Raw genomic sequence first — 16693 nt, forward strand, 5'->3', positions numbered from 1 at the left:
GCAGGCCGTAGTGGCCGAACCCGTCACGTATCGCCAGATCGCGCAACGTCCGCCAAAGGTCAAAGCTTCACCATAATGTGAAATTGTGGAGCTAAATGGATAGCCCTTACATCCATACAGTACTGGCGGCAACGTGGAATTGCACAAAAAGCTCGAAGTCCTGGCGGACGCAGCAAAGTACGACGCATCCTGCGCGAGCAGCGGCGCGCCGAAGCGGGCGTCGCGCGGCACGCAGGGCCTCGGTGCAAGCACCGGCGCGGGCATTTGTCACAGCTTCACGCCGGACGGGCGCTGCGTGTCGCTCCTGAAAATCCTGCTCACCAACTTCTGTCTGTACGACTGCCAGTACTGCGTCAACCGGCGCTCCAGCAATGTGCCGCGGGCCCGCTTCTCGCCTGAGGAGGTCGTCGATCTCACGCTGGACTTCTACCGGCGCAACTATATTGACGGGCTGTTTTTGAGCTCGGGCATCATCCAGTCTTCGAATTACACCATGGAGCAACTGGTTCGGGTCGCCCAGTCATTGCGCGTCGATCACCAGTTCCGCGGCTACATTCACCTGAAAACCATTCCAGACGCCGATCCGGAACTGATCGCGCAGGCCGGCCGCTACGCGGACCGGCTGAGCGTGAATATCGAACTGCCAACGGAGGTGAGTCTCGCCCGGCTCGCGCCGGAAAAGGACGTGCGCACCATCAAGCTTGCCATGGGGTCGATCCGCCTCGCGCAAGAGGAAGCGCTGAGCGACGCGCGAGCCCCCAGGTTCAGTCCCGCCGGCCAGAGCACGCAAATGATTGTCGGCGCCGACCAGACGAACGACAGCACGATTCTGCAGACCGCCGAAACGCTGTATGGCTCTTACCGGCTCAAGCGGGTGTATTACTCGGCGTTCAGTCCGATTCCCGACAGTCCTTCGGCAGTGCCCGGTGAAGCGCCGCCGTTGCTGCGTGAGCACCGGTTGTATCAGGCGGATTTTCTGCTGCGCGGCTACGGCTTTAGCGTCGGCGAGCTATTCCAGCAGCCGGGCAATCTGCCGCTCGACATGGACCCGAAGCTGGCATGGGCGCTTGCGCATCGCGAGCAATTTCCGGTGGACCTGAACCGCGCGCCGCTGCGCATGATCGCGCGCGTGCCGGGCATCGGCATGCGCAACGCAAAACGGCTTGTCGAATTGCGGCGTTCGCGCCGCGTGCGCTACGAAGACCTCGTGCGGCTTCGTTGTCCTCTGGAAAAAATCAAGCCGTTCGTCGTCACGCAGGACTATCGCGCGGCCATGCATGACGCGTCGTCGGCGCATCTGCGGCGGGTGTTGACGCCGCCGTCCGTGCAAATGCAACTGTGGTGAAACGCGGTGCTCCGTCGCATTGAAATCGACAACCACTTTGAGGCATGGCGTGCCGCTTCGCTCGCTGCACTCGCTCATGGGCTCGCGCCGGAGGCGATCGAGTGGCGCATTCGCGAGAGTGCCGGTGCAAAGCCGCTAGCCGGGCAGACGGCTTTCGACTATGGCGAGACCCAGGGCAACGGGTCGGCGGCGCAAGCGCCCGCGGTCCACGTGTCGAAGGACCTCGCGGCGTTGCTGCACGACGCGGCGTTGTACCGGGAGCCGCAGCGCTGGGCGTTTCTCTACAAGGTGTTATGGCGCTGGCAACACGGCGACCGCACGGTCGCGTCGCCGGCGGATGTCGACGGTGCGCGGCTTTACCACATGGCCAAATGCGTGCGGCGCGCGAGGCACGACATGATCGCGTACGTGCGCTTTCGCAAGCAGCAATCGGACGCTTCGGGGCCCGAGTACATTGCGTGGTACGAGCCGGAACACGACGTCCTCGGCTGGGCCGCCGAGCATTTCGCGCAACGCATGGGGCGTTCTTCGTGGATGATCGCGACGCCTCACGGCGCCGCGTTCTGGGACGGCTCGCAGCTGCATATCGAGGCGCGCCACGCGTTGCGCGATCCGCACCATTCGGATACAAACGACGAAGCCGAATCCCTGTGGCTCGCGTATTACCGCAGTACATTTAACCCTGCCCGCCTGAACGAGGCGGCGCTCCAGCAGCACATGCCGGTGCGGTTCTGGAAAGGCCTGCCCGAGGGCCGTCTGATTCCCGCCATGCTCAGTGAAGCGAGGACCGGCGCGCGGCGTGTGGCGCAAGCGAGCGGCGTGACCGCACTCGGCGGCAAGGCCATCCCCGTCGAAGCGGAATCAGCGCAGCCGGCGCGCGCTCAGCCGTCGTCGCTGAATGCGTGCCGGCGCTGCGATCTGTGGCGGCACGCGACGCAAGCCGTCGGCGGCGCAGGGCCGCGGCCCGCGCCTATCATGCTGATCGGCGAGCAGCCCGGCGACCAGGAAGACCTGAGCGGCGAGCCCTTCGTCGGTCCGGCGGGACAACTGCTGAACAGCGCCATCGCGCGCGCCGGGCTCACGCGCGACGAGCTTTATCTCACCAACGCGGTCAAGCATTTCAAGTGGGAACCGCGCGGCAAGCGGCGGCTGCATAAAACGCCCGCGCAGCGTGAAGTGGAAGCCTGTTCTCACTGGCTCGCGCACGAATTCGCCACGGTCCGGCCATCGGTCGTCGTCGTGCTCGGGGCCACCGCGCTCCATGCGTTGCTGCGTGAAAGCGCAAGCTTGAGCGACTATCTCAGCGAACCGTTCGAGCTCGAGGGCGGTTGGGGCATCGCCACCTATCATCCGTCGTTTGCACTGCGTCAGCGGGACGGCGCTGCGCGCGAGAAGGTGACGGCCGACATCACCGGGGCACTGATCAAGGCGCGTCAACTGGCGGCATCCCTCGAAGCCGGCCCGCGCGGAGCCCGGTAACTGCTAGACTGCGTCGCATCCGGCGCCGGCGCGTGTCCCGAGCATGCCGCACGTGTGTCGCCCGAGCGTGTCCGGAGCGCCTCGCAAAGCGTCACCTCCGGCCGCGCCGGCCAGGCGGCGATCCCGCCACCCGCAGCACAAAAAACCAACCGGTCCACTTCAATGAAAGACGACGTCGCGCCCGTTCCGCTCACCACCGCATTCTGGTACTGGCTGCGGCTCGGCTTCATGAGCTTCGGCGGCCCTGCCGGCCAGATCGCACTGATGCACCAGGAACTCGTGGAAAGCAAGCGCTGGATCTCCGAAAAACGCTTCCTGCATGCGCTCAATTTCTGCATGGTGCTTCCGGGGCCCGAGGCTCAGCAGTTGGCCACGTACATCGGCTGGCTCATGCATCGCACGTGGGGCGGCGTGATCGCAGGCGGGCTTTTCGTGCTGCCGTCGCTTTTTATTTTGATGGCCCTGTCGTGGGTCTACCTCGTGTACGGCAGCATCCCGGCGGTGGCCGGCGTGCTGTACGGCATCAAGCCGGCCGTGACTGCGATCGTCGTGTTCGCCGCGTATCGCATCGGTTCGCGCGCACTCAAAAACGCGTGGCTATGGGCGATCGCCGCCGCGGCGTTCATTGCGATTTTCGTTGCCGAGGTGCCCTTTCCGTTGATCGTTCTCGCGGCCGGCATCATCGGCTACGTCGGCGGCAAATACGCGCCGGGCACCTTCGCGGTCGGCGCAAAGCACGACGCCGCGGGGCACGCTCATGGCCGCGCGCTGATCGACGACGACACGCCGACGCCCCGCCACGCGCTCTTTACCTGGAAGCGTTTTTTCATCGTGCTCGCGAGCTTCGTCGCCATCTGGCTCGCGGTAATCGGCACGTTGGCCGTGCTCTTCGGCTGGAATGGCGCACTCGCGCAAATGGCGTGGTTTTTCACCGAGGCTGCGCTGCTGACATTCGGCGGCGCCTATGCCGTTTTGCCGTACGTCTACCAGGGCGCGGTCGAGCATCAGCACTGGCTCACGGGGCTTCAGATGATCGACGGTCTCGCGCTCGGCGAAACGACGCCCGGCCCGCTGATCATGGTGGTCGCGTTCGTCGGCTTTGTCGGCGGATGGACGAGAGCGATATTCGGTCCCGACACGCAGCTGCTGTCCGCGGTCGTCGCGTCGACAGTCGTCACGTTCTTCACCTTTCTGCCTTCGTTCATGTTCATTCTGCTCGGCGGGCCGTTCATCGAGACCACGCACGGCAATCTGAAATTCACGGCACCGCTGACGGCGATTACCGCCGCGGTGGTCGGCGTCATCGTGAATCTCGCGGTCTTTTTTGCGTTGCACGTCTTGTGGCCGAAGGGTCTGCATGGGAGCTTCGACTGGCTGTCGCTCGTCATCGGCGTCGCGGCGGCTATTGCGCTCTTTCGCTTCAAGGCGGGCGTGATACCGGCGGTGCTCGCGTGCGGCGCGGCCGGGCTCGCCTTGCGGCTGCTGGCCTAAGGCTAAGGCTAAGGAAGGCTAAGGCACGGGACTTTGCACGTCGCGTGCAGCGCAGCGTGCCTCGCCAACGGCATCAGGTGTTCGCAACCAGCAGTTCCTCGGCATGGTTCGGCGGACGCAAACCATCGGTCCTGTCCGCGAAGTAGCGTCGTGTCAGGTCGGCCGCCGAAACATGCTGTGCCTGCGTGAAGCCGGCTTCGCGGGCCAGCGCGAGTATGTCCTCCGGCGTGAAGAAGCTCAAAAAAGGCGTGCCGCTCGCGCGTGCGCCCTTTTCGGCCATCTCCAGCCCCGGGCGTACCTCGGGATCCGCCAGATGCAGCGGCAACAGAAAGGTCATGGCAAGCGTCGATCCGCGCGCGAAAGCCGCGACCTGACGCAACGTGGCCGCGTTGGCCTCGCGTGTCAGATACATGCTCACGCCCGTGGAGACCACGATTGCCGGCTTGCTGCTGTCGAAGCCCTCCGCCACGAGCCGCTCGCGCCACGCTTCGCCGGCCTCGAAATCGACCGGCACGAAGCGCAGCCAGCGCGGAATGCCGAACCTGAGCTCGACGAGCCGCTGACGCTTCCACGCCTGCGGCACCGGCTGATCGATCTCGAACACAGTCAGGCGCGCGGCGAGCTCGGGCTTGCGCTGCGCAAAGCTGTCGAGGCCCGTGCCGAGAATCACATATTGCTCGATTCCGCGCGCAGCCTGCCCGGCAACCAGATCTTCGATGAAGCGCGCCCGAGCCACGATCGACGCGCGAAACGGCCGCGTGAACTGCGGGTCCATGTCGCCGCGCTCGCGCCAATCGTCGCCGGGAGCCAGCAGCTTCAGCCCGATCCGGTCGTCGAAAACATGCGGCGCGGCGTCCGCCTCGGTATGCAGCGCGCGCCACAGGGCGACGCGGGCCGCGGTGCTGTCCGGTGCCGGGTCTCGCTCTTCGTTCATGACCGCCGATCCTCCTTGTCCGTGTTCACGCGATGCGGGAAGCCCTTGTGCCGTCGCTGCGTTCGGGCCGTCGGCGCAGCGCGCAGCAGACTCAAAAGCATAGCATCGGCATGAACGCAGCATGCGCCGCCGCCTGCATGCACGTCGCACCACGCCGAACCACATCGAACCACGGCGTACCACGCGGGCCATCGCGATCCAGCACATAAGCGTCCAGCAGCACGAGAGCGCGGCACACCGGACTCCCTCAGCCGGCCGCCCGGTCCTCCTTCAAACGGAACACGGCCACCGCGTCGTTGAGTTCGCGGCTCTGCTCTTCGAGCGACAGCGCGGCGGCCGACGCCTCTTCGACGAGCGCGGAGTTGTGCTGCGTCATTTCCTCCATCTGCGTGACGCTGGTGTTGACGAGCTCGATGCCCGCGGTCTGCTCGCTCGAAGCGAGACTGATCTCGGTCATGATGGCCGTCACGCGCCGCACCGCTTCGACCACTTCTTCCATCGTCGCGCCCGCGCGGCCGACGAGCGTGCTGCCGTCCTTGACCTTGACGGTCGAGTCGCCGATCAGTTCGTTGATCTCGCGCGCCGCCGCAGCCGAGCGCTGCGCGAGATTGCGCACCTCGGAGGCGACCACCGCGAAGCCGCGGCCCTGCTCGCCGGCGCGGGCCGCTTCGACCGCCGCGTTCAACGCGAGGATGTTGGTCTGAAACGCGATGCCCTCGATCACGCTCACAATGCCGGCGATCCGGTCCGAGCTTCCCGAAATGGCGTCCATTGTCGCGACGACCTGGTCGACCACCTGCCCGCCGCGCGACGCGATCTCGGAGGCGCCCGTCGCCAGTTCGACGGCGCGGCGCGCATTGTCGGCGTTCTGGCGCACGGTGGCGGTCAATTGCTCCATGCTCGCCGCCGCCTGCTGCAGAGAGGCCGCGTGCTGCTCGGTGCGCGTCGACAGGTCCACACTGCCGCCCGCAATCGCGCGCGCGTCGTGCACGATCGCCTCGGTACTCGCGCGAACTTTCTGGACCGTCTGCACGAGGCTGTTCTGCATGCCCTTGAGCGCATCGAGCAGATAGCCCATTTCGTTATCGCGCTGCACTGCGATCGCGCCCGTCAGATCGCCGCCCGCGATCCGGCCGAAGTGATCGACCGCCATGTTGATCGGCTGGACGATGGCGCGCGCGAGCGTGCGCTGTGCGAGCACGCCGATCACGAGCGCCACGCCGCCGGTGATGCCGAGCGCCCACAACATCACGCGAAAACGCGCCTCCGCGTGCTCGAAGCGCGCTTTTTCGCGCTCGACCTGATAGTCCTCCAGCGCCGTCAAGGCAGTCTGATAGTCGGCAAAGAGCGCAGCGGGCGCTTCGCGCTGCGTCGTCAGGAAATCGACGAGGTTGTCGTCGTCGAGCTGTTTGAGCGCCAGTTGGAACACCTGCGCGAGCAGGCGCTGACGCTTTGCATCCATGGCGTCGACGAGCGGCTTTTCGACGCTGTCGGGCACATGCAGCGCCCGGTAGGCTTCCAGCTCGCGGTTGCTCGAATCGAGCAGGACATGCAGTCGCGCGATGGCATCCTTGGCCGGCTTGCCCGCGCTGATGATCTGCTCGGCTTCGCCGAGACCGCCGCGCAGTTGCAGCAGACGCTCGGAGCTCGTCTTCAGATGCAGCAGCGACGCCGTGTCGTCCTGATACATGTCGCGCAGCGCATTGCTGCTGTCATAAAGCCCGGCAATGCCGGCCACGATGACCAGCATCAGCAGCAGCGTGTAACCGGCGATCGTCGCGGCCAATCCGCCGCGGATGGTGATGTGTCTGCGCATAGGCATGAGACCGGGCGGGCAGCGGCCACGCACGCTGCCCGCCCGGTCCGTTCCTCCGGATAGCAAAGATCGGGCTGTGAAAGGAATGACTGATCGGAAACCGACTTACAGCTTTACGGCACGAACGTCGCCGCGGATTTGCGGCAATGCGACGTGGATAGTGCCGATTGCGACACATGTCGGGCGTCGGGCGTCGGGCGTCGGGCGTCGGCGTCGGCGTCGGAGTCGGGCGCCGGAGTCGGGCGTCGGAGTCGGGCGCGACGTCGAGCCGTGCCTGCGCATTGGCGGCGATTCCGTTTAAGATCGAAGCCCCGGCGCTCGCGCCCGTCAGCGCGCCCTCAAACTCAAACTCAAACTCAACCCGGGCCCGACACGGCCTCCTTTCCATGCTCAGCTACACCGGCGGTCTCGTTCTCATTGCAGCTCTTCTCCACGCCAGCTGGAACGCGTTGCTGCACGGCAACCGCGACCGCTTTCTCTCGATGACGTGGATGAGCGTCGCGATTGCGGCCGTCAGCACGCTCATTGTTATGTTCACGCCGCTGCCGGCGGCCGCGGCGTGGCCGTATGTGGTCACATCGGGGCTCGTGCATATCGGCTACAACGCGAGTCTTGTGCACGCCTATCGTCGCGGGGACCTCGCGCAGGCGTATCCGGTCGCGCGCGGCTCGTCGCCGCTCCTCGTCACGCTGGGCGCGGCGCTGTTCGCCCACGAGGCGATCGGCCCGCTGCACGCGCTCGGCATCGCGATGATCTCCGGCGGCATCATCGCAATTGCGCTGCAGGCGGGACGCGTGTCGCGCGCGGGCGTGCTGGCCGCGCTCACCACCGGCGCAACCATCGCGCTGTACACGGTGATCGACGGCATCGGCGTGCGGCTCTCCGGCGGCGCGGCGCTGGCCTATACCGCGTGGATGTTTCTCTTCTACTGGCTCATGCCCGTGCTGTTCGTCGCCATGCGCGGGGCTGCGGCGCTTTGGACTCCGATACGTGCAGCGCCCGCGGCCATCGCCTCGTCGCTCGTGGGCGGCGTGGTATCGATCGCGGCCTACGGCATCGTGATCTGGGCGATGCAGTCCGGCGCAATGGGCGCGGTATCCGCCTTGCGCGAGACCAGCGTGGTGTTCGCGGTGCTGATCGGGCGCGTGTTTCTCGGCGAAACGGTGAACGGCAAGCGCTGGCTCGCCTGCCTCGTGGTGGCGGCCGGCGCGGTGTGTCTCGGGCTTTGACGCTTGACGCGTGGCCTCTCTCGCATGCGCGGAGGCCCACGTGCATTTGTGCGCCGGCGGCCGCGGCCGGGCGCTTGTGCGTAGAACCTCGACACCGCCCGCGCCGCTTCATCACCGCGCTTTTTGCCGCGCCTTTCGCCGCATTACATCACCGCATCACATCGGCGGAGCAACGCCATCCTTTTCGACGACGAGGCGCTGAGCGACATAGGCGCCCTGCGATGCCTCGGTCGCGACCACAAACACCTTCTTGCCCGGCGTCAGATCCGTGCGCGCAGCCGGCGTAAAGGTGACGATAGGTACATTCGGCGGCACCGTCACTTCATTGCTGCCGCCCTTGTACGACAGCTTCAGGTTGCGGCCGCTCGTGCCCTGAACCACGGTGTCGACGTTGGCATTCGTCATCGTGCTGTTGGGCCCGAGGTCCCAGCTATAGTGGCCCTCGCCCGTGCCGCGCGCGGCTTCGGGGAACACCACGACTTCGGTGGCGGTGAGCTTGCCGTCCGTGCCGGTCGTCGCCGCGGTGCCGACAAACGACCCCGGCTTGATGTCGGACAACTGCATCGACTTGACGGCCGACACGGTTACTGCCGGTTTCAATTCGATCGACACCGTATCGCCGCTGCGGCGATGCACCTTCAGCACATCGCCGTCGAGCGAGACGATGTCGCCGCGAATACGCGACGGCTTGGCGGCGGGCGTCTGTGCGAGCGCGGCGCCGGCAAAAGCCAGCGTCGCAAGTGTGAGGCCGAGTTTCAGGCGAATAGACATGTATGAACGCTCCATGAGAAACGGTTGAGAGACTGCGAAACAGGCAGCAAAAGAGGCACGGCAGAGCCGCGCCGCCAGGCCGCATTAAAAAACTGCATTACAAAAACCCGCATTACAAAACCGCGACCCGCCGGATGCCCCTCAGGACCCGCCGAACCAGTTGTAGCCCTGGTTCTCCCAATAGCCACCGAGATAGTCGTTGGTGACGCTGATCGCGACGATATGCTTCGGATTCTTGTAGCCGAGCTTGGTGGGGATGCGCAGCTTCATCGGAAAGCCGTATTTCCGCGGCAGCGTCTCGCCGTCATAAGCGAGCGTGAGCTGCGTCTGCGGATGCAGCGCCGTCGGCATGTCGATGCTCGTCCAGTAGTTGTCCGCGCAATGCAGCGACACATACTTCGCGGTGAGGTCCGCGCCGGCGCGCCTGAGGAACTCGGCGAAGCGCACGCCGTCCCAGCGGCCGATCGCGCTCCACCCTTCGATGCAGATATGGCGCGTGATCTGGCTTTCCTGCGGCAACGCGCGCAGTTCGTCGAGCGCCCACACGCGCTTGCCGCTGGCGAGCCCGCCGACCTGCAAGCGGTAGCTCGCGGCATCGACCTCGGGCACATCGTCGATGTCGTAAAACGCGTTGAACGGAAACGGCCGCGTGATCATCGACTCGGGGTAAGTCGGCGCGAGCGTGGTCGGACTGAAGAGCAGCGCCTGGACGTCGTCGTTGAACGACGACATCTTGCGCAGCATGCTGTTCACGGATTTGTCGTTCGACAGATCGCAGCCCGACAGCATGGCGATTCCGCCGAGCGTCAGGATGCGTTTGCCGAGCAGACGGCGTGCGGGATTTTTCAACTCGCCGCGAGCGTCCCTGATGATGGTCTCCGCGTGCGACAACGCAAACCCACCGAGCTTGCCGGACTTATTGCGCAGGCTCATGATCAGCGCCCCCGGATCATCACGACAAGCGAGCGCGGCACGAGCGCAACCATCGCCACATGCACGACGAAGAACGCGACCAGCACGCTCATCGCAACGAAATGCACGACGCGCGCGTTGTCGTAGCCGCCCATCAGCGTGCGCAGCAAGGGAAATTGCACGGACTTCCAGATCGCGAGCCCCGACACGATGACGAGCGCGAGATCGGCGATGACGACGAGATAGGCCAACTTCTGCACCGCGTTGTAGCGCGCAAGGTCGTCATGCTTCAGCTTGCCGCGCAGCGCGTCGAGCAGATCGCTCGCGAGCGAGCCGGCGCTGACGGGCAGCAGTTTGCGCTGAAAGCGCCCCGAAGCGAGGTTGAGCGCGACGTACACGGCGAAATTCGCGACCAGCATCCACATGACGGCGAAGTGCCACTGCAACGCGCCGCCGAGCCAGCCGCCCAGCGTGATTGCGGCGGGAAACCGCCAGCCGGCGAAGATCGGCGATGCGTTGTAGATCTGCCAGCCGCTCGTCGCCATCAGCATGACGGCAAGCGCATTGACCCAGTGTGAGATGCGGACCCAGGCGGGTTGAATCGTTGTAGAACTCAAGGCGGCCTCGTGGTGGATAGCTGCGGGAAATCGGCACTGTCATAGGCGTAAACAGCGCACCCGCGCAGCTATTCCATCGCACGGAAAATTTATTGCCGCTACGGGCTCACTGCTTGTGAAGCTCAATGACTGTGAGCGCGCCGCCCACTTCCTCGGCGACGAAATCGATCTTGTCGCCCGCTTTCACCTGCGACAGCATGGCCGGGTCCTTGACCTTGAAGGTCATCGTCATGGCGTCCATGCCGAGGTTCTCGAGCGGCCCGTGCCTGATGGTCAGCTTGCCGGCGGCGACATCGACCTTGCGGACTTCGCCGTGCGACATGCGGTGATTCGCGCTATCGGCCATGTTCATGCTGCTTGCATCACTCGTATCGCCTGCCTCGCTCGTCTCATGCGTATTGCCGCCTGCATAAGCGCTCGTGCAGACAGCCAGCGCACACAACATGAAAGCGGAAGCCGTTGCGTTCTTCATTACGTTCTCCAAAGCAAAATTGATCAGAAAGCGAGCCCTGGCCGAGGCCCGGCTCGCATGGCGACATCAACCGGCCGGCAGCTCACGGGTGTATTCGAAAGCCACCGTGCCTTGCGGGTGCCGGTACCAGCCCGGGTCGCGGTAATCGTTACGGCCGAGCCCCTCACGCACTTTGACGACGCTGAACATGCCGCCCATTTCAAGCGCGCCGAACGGGCCCGTGCCGGTCATCATCGGCAGCGTGTTGTCGGGCAGCGGCATCTCCATTCCGCCCATCGAGCCGCCCGTGCTGCCCATCGCCATATAGTCCGGCACGAGCTTGCCGATGCGCTTCGCGAGGTCCGTCTGCTCGACGCCGATCAGGTTCGGAACCTGGTGCCCCATCGCATTCATCGTGTGATGCGACTTGTGGCAATGGAAAGCCCAGTCGCCCGGCCGGTCCGCCGTGAATTCGATCGCGCGCATCTGGCCGACCGCGACGTCGACCGTCACCTCGGGCCAGCGCGCGGACGGCGGGATCCAGCCGCCGTCGGTGCCCGCCACCTCGAAGCTGTAGCCATGCAGATGGATCGGGTGATTGGTCATCGTGAGGTTGCCGAAGCGGATGCGCACGCGGTCGCCGGCCCGCACAGGCAGCGGGTCGATGCCCGGAAACACGCGCGCATTCCACGTCCACATGTTGAAGTCGGTCATCTCGTTGACGCGCGGCGTGAAGCTGCCGGGATCGATGTCGTACGCCGACATGAGGAACACGAAGTCGCGGTCCACCGCCCTCGCGCCGCGCTCCTTCGGATGCACGATAAATGTGCCCATCATGCCCATGGCCATCTGCACCATCTCGTCGGCATGCGGGTGATACATGAACGTGCCGTGGCCTTCGATCTGAAACTCGTAGACGAAGGTCTTGCCCGGCGGAATATGCGGCTGCGTGAGACCGCCCACGCCGTCCATGCCGCAGGGCACCCGCATGCCGTGCCAATGCACGGTGGTGTGCTCGGGCAGCCTGTTGGTCACGAAGATGCGAACCTTGTCGCCTTCCACGGCCTCGATGGTCGGCCCCGGCGCCTGGCCGTTATAGCCCCACAGGTGCGCCTTCATGCCGGGCGCCATCTCGCGCACGACCGGCTCGGCGATCAGATGGAATTCCTTCCAGCCGTTCTTCATGCGCCACGGCAAGGTCCAGCCGTTCAGCGTGACGACCGGCGTGTACGGCCGGCCGTTGGGCGGCGCAAGCGGCGGCTGGGTCGCCGTCGTTTGCATGATGGGCGCTTCGGGCAGCGACGCCGCGCCGGCCTTGCTGACGAGCGCCGCGCCGACCAGCGCGGCGCCGGAACCGCCGAGAAACGTTCGACGAGAGAGCATGTTCATTCACCTTCAGGGTTCGACGACGCGCCGTGCGCGTGGGTAGGTTGTGATGGCGGCGCGGGAACGGCTGAGTCCTGCGGCTCGCGCGCCGGGGGCGAGGCAGGGTCAGCGGACAGGGACGTAGTGGACGTAGCGGATTTAGTGGATGAAGCGGGCACGTCAGCCGGCAGCGACATCGCCAGCGGCGGCAGGCGCCCGCCCAGCGACTGCTCCAGATCGGTCTGCGCAAGCCAGTAATCCTTGAGCGCGTCGATGTAGCCGTTGACCGCCGCGATCTGATCGCGCGAGTCGGCGAGCAGCTCGAACACGCTCACGAGCATGCCGTTGTAGCGCAGCAGCATGTCGTCGGAGATGCTTTTGGCAAGCGGCACGACCTCGTCGCGATAATGCTTCGCGACGTCGTAGCTCGTCAGATACGCGGCGTACGATTCGCGGACCTCGGAGCGCGCGTCGATCGCAGTCTGCGCGAGCCGGTTCACGGACTGCCTATAGATCGCTTCGGCGCGCGCCACCTTGGCGCCCCCCCAGTCGAAGAGCGGAATCTCGACGCTGATTTCGTAGCCGCGCTCATGTCCTTTGTCACTTTCGAAGTTGTTGAGATAACCGGCATCGAGCACATTGACGAAGCGTGTTGCCCGGCTCAAGCCGAGCGAGGCGGCGACGCTTTGCGTGCGCAGTTGCGCCGCCTGAATGTCGAGGCGATTTCTGATTGCAAAGCTTTCCAGCCCGGCGAATCGCGGCCGGGCCTTCGGCAAGTCGGGCAGCCGCTCAGGCAGCATGTACTGCGTCGCCGAGCCCCATAAGCCCACGGTCCGCGTGAGCTTCTCACGAGCCGCAAGCGCCTGCTGCCGCGCCTTTGCGAGACGCGCGGCCGCTTCCGCGTAGAAGGCCTGCTCGCGCGCGTAGTCGAGCTTGCTGAAGTTGCCCGCCTGACGCATGCGCAGCGCGAGCTCCGCGCCCGCCTGCGCCGTGTCCTTCACCTGCGCCGCGTAGTGCGCCGCCTGCTCCGCGGCCACCGCATTCACGTAGGCCCGGCGCGCGTCGGCGGCCACCGCGAACATGGCGTTCGCGGTCTCGAGCTTCGTTTCTTCGAAGCGCCGGCTTTCGATGCGGGTCGCCGCGGGCAGCGTCAGCACCCCCAATACGCTCATCGACAAAGTCCGGCCGATGCCGAAGCCGTCGCTCCAATGCGTGCGGCTGAAGGCGAAGCCCGGGTTCGGCAAGCGCCCCGCCTGCACGAGGTCGGCCTCGGACATGTCGAGTTCGGCGTAAGCAGCCTGCAACCCGCGGTTGTTGAGCAACGCCAGCTGGACGGCGTCGTCCATGCCAAGCGGCGCCGCCAGCAGTTCCTGCGTGCGCCTGAGGACCGCGTCGCGGTCCTCGTCGGTCTTCACGTAGACCGCGTCCTTGTGAAGCCGCTCCGCCGCCACCGAGGACACGCTGTCGAATCCGCCGTCCTTTGAAAAAGTGCTGCAACCGGTGAGGAAGAGCGCCGCGATGGCGATGCCGGTAAGGCGCTGGTACATGAGGTATCGCGTCATCTCGATTCGCCCTCGTGCTGATGACCGCCCCTCGCGGCCGATGCCTCGCCAGGCTGCGCGCCGTGCATGTGGCCGGTGACCGGCCGCTGTGGCGCGACCGCGCTGTTCAGTTGTTGCCAGCTCGCGGCTTCGCGGTCGCTATACGGGGTGTAGCCGTCGAATGCGGACGGCGCGCTTATGGCCGGCACCGACGCACCGGCGTCCGCCGGGTCGGGCCTTTGCGCCGCCTGCGCGAGCAGCGGCAACGCCGCGCTCGCGCCGAGGAGCGCTGCACGAATGGTTCGCATGAAAATTCTCGTCGTGAATCATCCGCAGACCGCCGGGCGGTCTTGCGAAAAAATGGTCCTGCCGCAGCGCCTCGCTGCGGGTGCGGGAATCAGACGGGAATGGACCTGGGCGGCCGTTCAATACCGCCCGTCAGGAACGACGCGGCGGGTGTGGAATGAGGCGCGGGTTCGAACGAATCGACGATGCGGGCGGAAGACGGCAACGCGGGTACGGACAGCATCGCAGCGCCGAAGCAGCAGGACGCACAGGTCGAGCACGCATGCGCGTGGGCGTGTTGCGCGCCGCCATGCTGGTGGCCGTCCGCCTGCAAATGATCGACGCGGGGCGCCGCATGCCGATGCAGGTCTGCGTGCAGCGCAACCTGCTCAGGCTGGACGACGTGCTGATGAGCCGGCTCGCTCTCGCGAGCCGGACCCGCGGCACACTTCATCGCGACGGCCGCGAACGACTGAACCGGGAGGCTCAGTGCCAGCAGGAAAACGATGAAGAGTTTGCGCCAGTCGTGCATAAGCGCGAAGTCTAGCACGCGGTTTTCAGGCTTGTAAGGCGCGGCGAGCGCGTGCCGCTCGCCAAGCGGATCACGAAGCCATGGCCCGGCACGCTTGCGCGCAAGCGCGGCAAGCCGCCGCGCAATCCTTGCAATGCTGCGCGTCGTGTTTGCCGCATTCGTTGGCGCAGGCTTCGCAGATGTCCGCGCACATGCGGCAGATCGTGCGGGCTTCGCTGCTGCCGCGGGCCATGGCCGCCGACGCGAAGTGGCACGCCGCCGCGCAGTCGATGTCGAGTTTGATACAGCCGGTCATGTCGGCCACGCCCTCTTCCGCGAGGCAGGCGCCCGCGCAGTGGCCGCACGCGATTGCGCACGCGTCGCACGCTGAAATACAGGACTGAAACGCTTCATGCGTCATGGAATCCTCCATTTGACGAGTCGGATTTTCAACAAGCGGCGCGCCATGCGCGAACGCCGCTTCCGTATTCCGACAGGCAGCAAGGCCCATTCCGGCCGCGGTTTTTCTGCGCCGGCTGCGCGACGCCCGCCCTCTCCAGCCCTCCCCGCGCTCCCCCGTGCCGCGGAGGATGCGCACGAACACACGGACAAAAACTATTGGATTTCTCTAGAGTTGATGGATCGCCGGTCAAACGCCGGCCGGCGAAGCCGCGCTGACTCAAGGCGCGGGTCAACCACAGGAAACCAAAGGAACAATCAAAATGGCAACGTCTCTTTACAACGAACCATCAATCTCCGAAGACGGGCGCAGCACTTCGCGGCCGCCCCAGTCGGGTGCGCCGCTGACGCTCAAGCACACCCTGCACCCCGAGCAGATCCGCGATAATCTGCCGGCGCGCCAGGGCGGTGTCGGCTTTCTTTTTCACGCTACAGACTGGGACACCCTGTCTTTCTCCTTTCACAATGTAAAAGCCCGCAACGCGTCATTTGAAGAAGAGCTTTGGCGCACGCCGCCTTTCATTGCCTCGCCCATCTACTCGGGTTCGCAGATGATCGGCGCGAATATTGCCTGCCCGGTGCCGCTCGAGCTTTGGCTCGGCAGTCCGCGCGGCATCAAGCGGTTTCGCGAGACGCAATTCTTCCCCGCCCTGGAACTGGCGAGGCAGGCCGGCCTGAATATGGTCGCGATGGGCGCCTCCACGCCTTACGCCTGCAACTACGGCGCGTTGCCGCGGCAGATCAAGCCGCCTCACATCACCACCGGCCACGCGGCGACCGCGGCCATGCTCAAAGATTGGGCCATTCACTGCTGCAATGAACTCGACCTCGAGTTCGGCAAGACGAAGCTCGCGCTCTTCGGCGCGGCGGGAAGGCTCGGCACGACGGTGGCGAAGTACCTGCTGTACAAGGAAGCCCCGCGCGAACTGGTGCTGATCGACTTGCCGGACAAGGCCAGTCTGCTGGCCGATCAGGCGCGCGACCTGATGGCCGCCGACCTGCTCGGACACACGAAGGTCTCGGTGCACACCTTCAGCCCCGACCGACCGCTGCCGCAGTTCGACGGTGCGATCCTCGCAAGCAGCACCAGCGTGCCCTATCTCACCGCCGCGGACCTGAAGCGGGCGCGCTTCTGGATCGACGACTCGCACCCGCGCGCCGCGAGCGTGGAGGCCGAACTCGCATCTCGCGGACATACGCTATATATTGAATGTTTCGCGCGCGGCCCGGCCGGCCTCGACTCCAGATTCCCGTTCAGGCTGCCCAGCACGCGCGACTGCTACACCTGTTTTGCCGAGGGCTATGCCGCCTGGCAGGAAGGTATCGCTTCCGACTTCATTATCGGCAGCCCGCCTGTATGGTCCGTTTCCTATACTCATGGCCTGTTGAAAAAGTACGGATTCTCGGTCGGACCTTTTCACGGCAAGGACGGCTCGGCGATCAACCTCGATCTGGGCGTGACCGCAAATATGAATTGACCGGGTCGT

The 16693-nt window shown here is 65.4% G+C and carries 17 protein-coding genes; 6 read left to right on the forward strand and 11 right to left on the reverse strand.

Annotation, left to right across the window (positions count from 1 at the left end; genetic code table 11):
- The first annotated feature begins 133 nt into the window (after positions 1-133).
- The 3 genes from HV711_RS24430 to chrA all read left to right on the forward strand — a co-directional run bounded on the left by HV711_RS24430 (position 134) and on the right by chrA (position 4315).
- Positions 134-1345 (forward strand): putative DNA modification/repair radical SAM protein, encoded by a 1212-nt coding sequence (locus HV711_RS24430; RefSeq protein ID WP_035478634.1) that lies wholly within the window; start codon positions 134-136, stop codon positions 1343-1345.
- Positions 1346-1351: 6 nt separating this feature from the next.
- A complete protein-coding gene (locus HV711_RS24435) occupies positions 1352-2824 on the forward strand; it encodes a UdgX family uracil-DNA binding protein (protein WP_035478632.1) in 1473 nt (490 codons plus the stop codon).
- Between the two features lie 162 nt (positions 2825-2986).
- The gene (chrA, locus tag HV711_RS24440) at positions 2987-4315 is read left to right on the forward strand and encodes a chromate efflux transporter (protein WP_035478630.1); all 1329 of its coding nucleotides are present in this window, start codon (positions 2987-2989) and stop codon (positions 4313-4315) included.
- A 73-nt stretch (positions 4316-4388) separates the two neighbouring features.
- Here the strand turns inward: chrA and HV711_RS24445 are convergent, their stop codons facing one another.
- Together HV711_RS24445 and HV711_RS24450 are read right to left on the reverse strand one after the other, a co-directional pair.
- Entirely contained in the window at positions 4389-5249 is an 861-nt protein-coding gene (locus HV711_RS24445) for a class I SAM-dependent methyltransferase (protein WP_035478629.1), read from the reverse strand.
- A gap of 247 nt (positions 5250-5496) precedes the next feature.
- Positions 5497-7065 (reverse strand): methyl-accepting chemotaxis protein, encoded by a 1569-nt coding sequence (locus HV711_RS24450; RefSeq protein ID WP_028361125.1) that lies wholly within the window; start codon positions 7063-7065, stop codon positions 5497-5499.
- A 386-nt stretch (positions 7066-7451) separates the two neighbouring features.
- Here HV711_RS24450 and HV711_RS24455 point away from each other — a divergent pair, with 386 nt between their 5' ends.
- Positions 7452-8294: an EamA family transporter gene (locus HV711_RS24455; RefSeq protein WP_013588111.1), complete on the forward strand. Its 843-nt coding sequence runs from the start codon at positions 7452-7454 to the stop codon at positions 8292-8294.
- 156 nt (positions 8295-8450) lie between these two features.
- Here HV711_RS24455 and HV711_RS24460 read toward each other — a convergent pair whose 3' ends face one another.
- The 8 genes from HV711_RS24460 to HV711_RS33825 form a co-directional block, all read right to left on the reverse strand.
- Entirely contained in the window at positions 8451-9065 is a 615-nt protein-coding gene (locus tag HV711_RS24460) for a hypothetical protein (RefSeq protein ID WP_013588110.1), read from the reverse strand.
- 141 nt (positions 9066-9206) lie between these two features.
- Positions 9207-9998, reverse strand: coding sequence for a molybdopterin-dependent oxidoreductase (locus HV711_RS24465; protein ID WP_051223978.1), 792 nt, complete (start codon positions 9996-9998; stop codon positions 9207-9209).
- Between the two features lie 2 nt (positions 9999-10000).
- Positions 10001-10594, reverse strand: coding sequence for a cytochrome b/b6 domain-containing protein (locus tag HV711_RS24470; protein WP_035478627.1), 594 nt, complete (start codon positions 10592-10594; stop codon positions 10001-10003).
- Positions 10595-10700: 106 nt separating this feature from the next.
- A complete protein-coding gene (locus HV711_RS24475) occupies positions 10701-11066 on the reverse strand; it encodes a copper-binding protein (protein WP_035478626.1) in 366 nt (121 codons plus the stop codon).
- A gap of 66 nt (positions 11067-11132) precedes the next feature.
- Complete coding sequence (locus HV711_RS24480; protein WP_175145279.1) at positions 11133-12434, reverse strand: copper oxidase; 1302 nt, start codon at positions 12432-12434, stop codon at positions 11133-11135.
- The gene (locus HV711_RS24485; RefSeq protein ID WP_035478625.1) at positions 12431-13972 is read right to left on the reverse strand and encodes a TolC family protein; all 1542 of its coding nucleotides are present in this window, start codon (positions 13970-13972) and stop codon (positions 12431-12433) included. The genes HV711_RS24480 and HV711_RS24485 overlap by 4 nt, the downstream gene beginning before the upstream one ends.
- Entirely contained in the window at positions 13969-14259 is a 291-nt protein-coding gene (locus HV711_RS24490) for a hypothetical protein (protein ID WP_035478623.1), read from the reverse strand. Before HV711_RS24490 ends, HV711_RS24485 begins: the two co-directional genes overlap by 4 nt.
- Before the next feature lie 89 nt (positions 14260-14348).
- Positions 14349-14480 carry a hypothetical protein gene (locus HV711_RS33825; RefSeq protein ID WP_279612655.1) on the reverse strand — a complete coding sequence of 44 codons (132 nt, stop codon included), beginning with the start codon at positions 14478-14480 and terminating at the stop codon, positions 14349-14351.
- A 45-nt stretch (positions 14481-14525) separates the two neighbouring features.
- On the opposite strand from HV711_RS33825, the gene HV711_RS33575 reads away from it, so the two are divergent.
- Positions 14526-14783 carry a hypothetical protein gene (locus HV711_RS33575; protein WP_254604889.1) on the forward strand — a complete coding sequence of 86 codons (258 nt, stop codon included), beginning with the start codon at positions 14526-14528 and terminating at the stop codon, positions 14781-14783.
- A gap of 55 nt (positions 14784-14838) precedes the next feature.
- Here HV711_RS33575 and HV711_RS33580 read toward each other — a convergent pair whose 3' ends face one another.
- Positions 14839-15168, reverse strand: a complete 330-nt coding sequence (locus HV711_RS33580; RefSeq protein WP_028361117.1) for a four-helix bundle copper-binding protein — start codon at positions 15166-15168, stop codon at positions 14839-14841.
- Between the two features lie 301 nt (positions 15169-15469).
- On the opposite strand from HV711_RS33580, the gene HV711_RS24505 reads away from it, so the two are divergent.
- Entirely contained in the window at positions 15470-16684 is a 1215-nt protein-coding gene (locus tag HV711_RS24505; protein WP_013588101.1) for a hypothetical protein, read from the forward strand.
- Positions 16685-16693: the final 9 nt, after the last annotated feature.

It is taken from the genome of Paraburkholderia phenoliruptrix (genome assembly GCF_902859825.1).
Lineage (GTDB): Bacteria > Pseudomonadota > Gammaproteobacteria > Burkholderiales > Burkholderiaceae > Paraburkholderia > Paraburkholderia phenoliruptrix.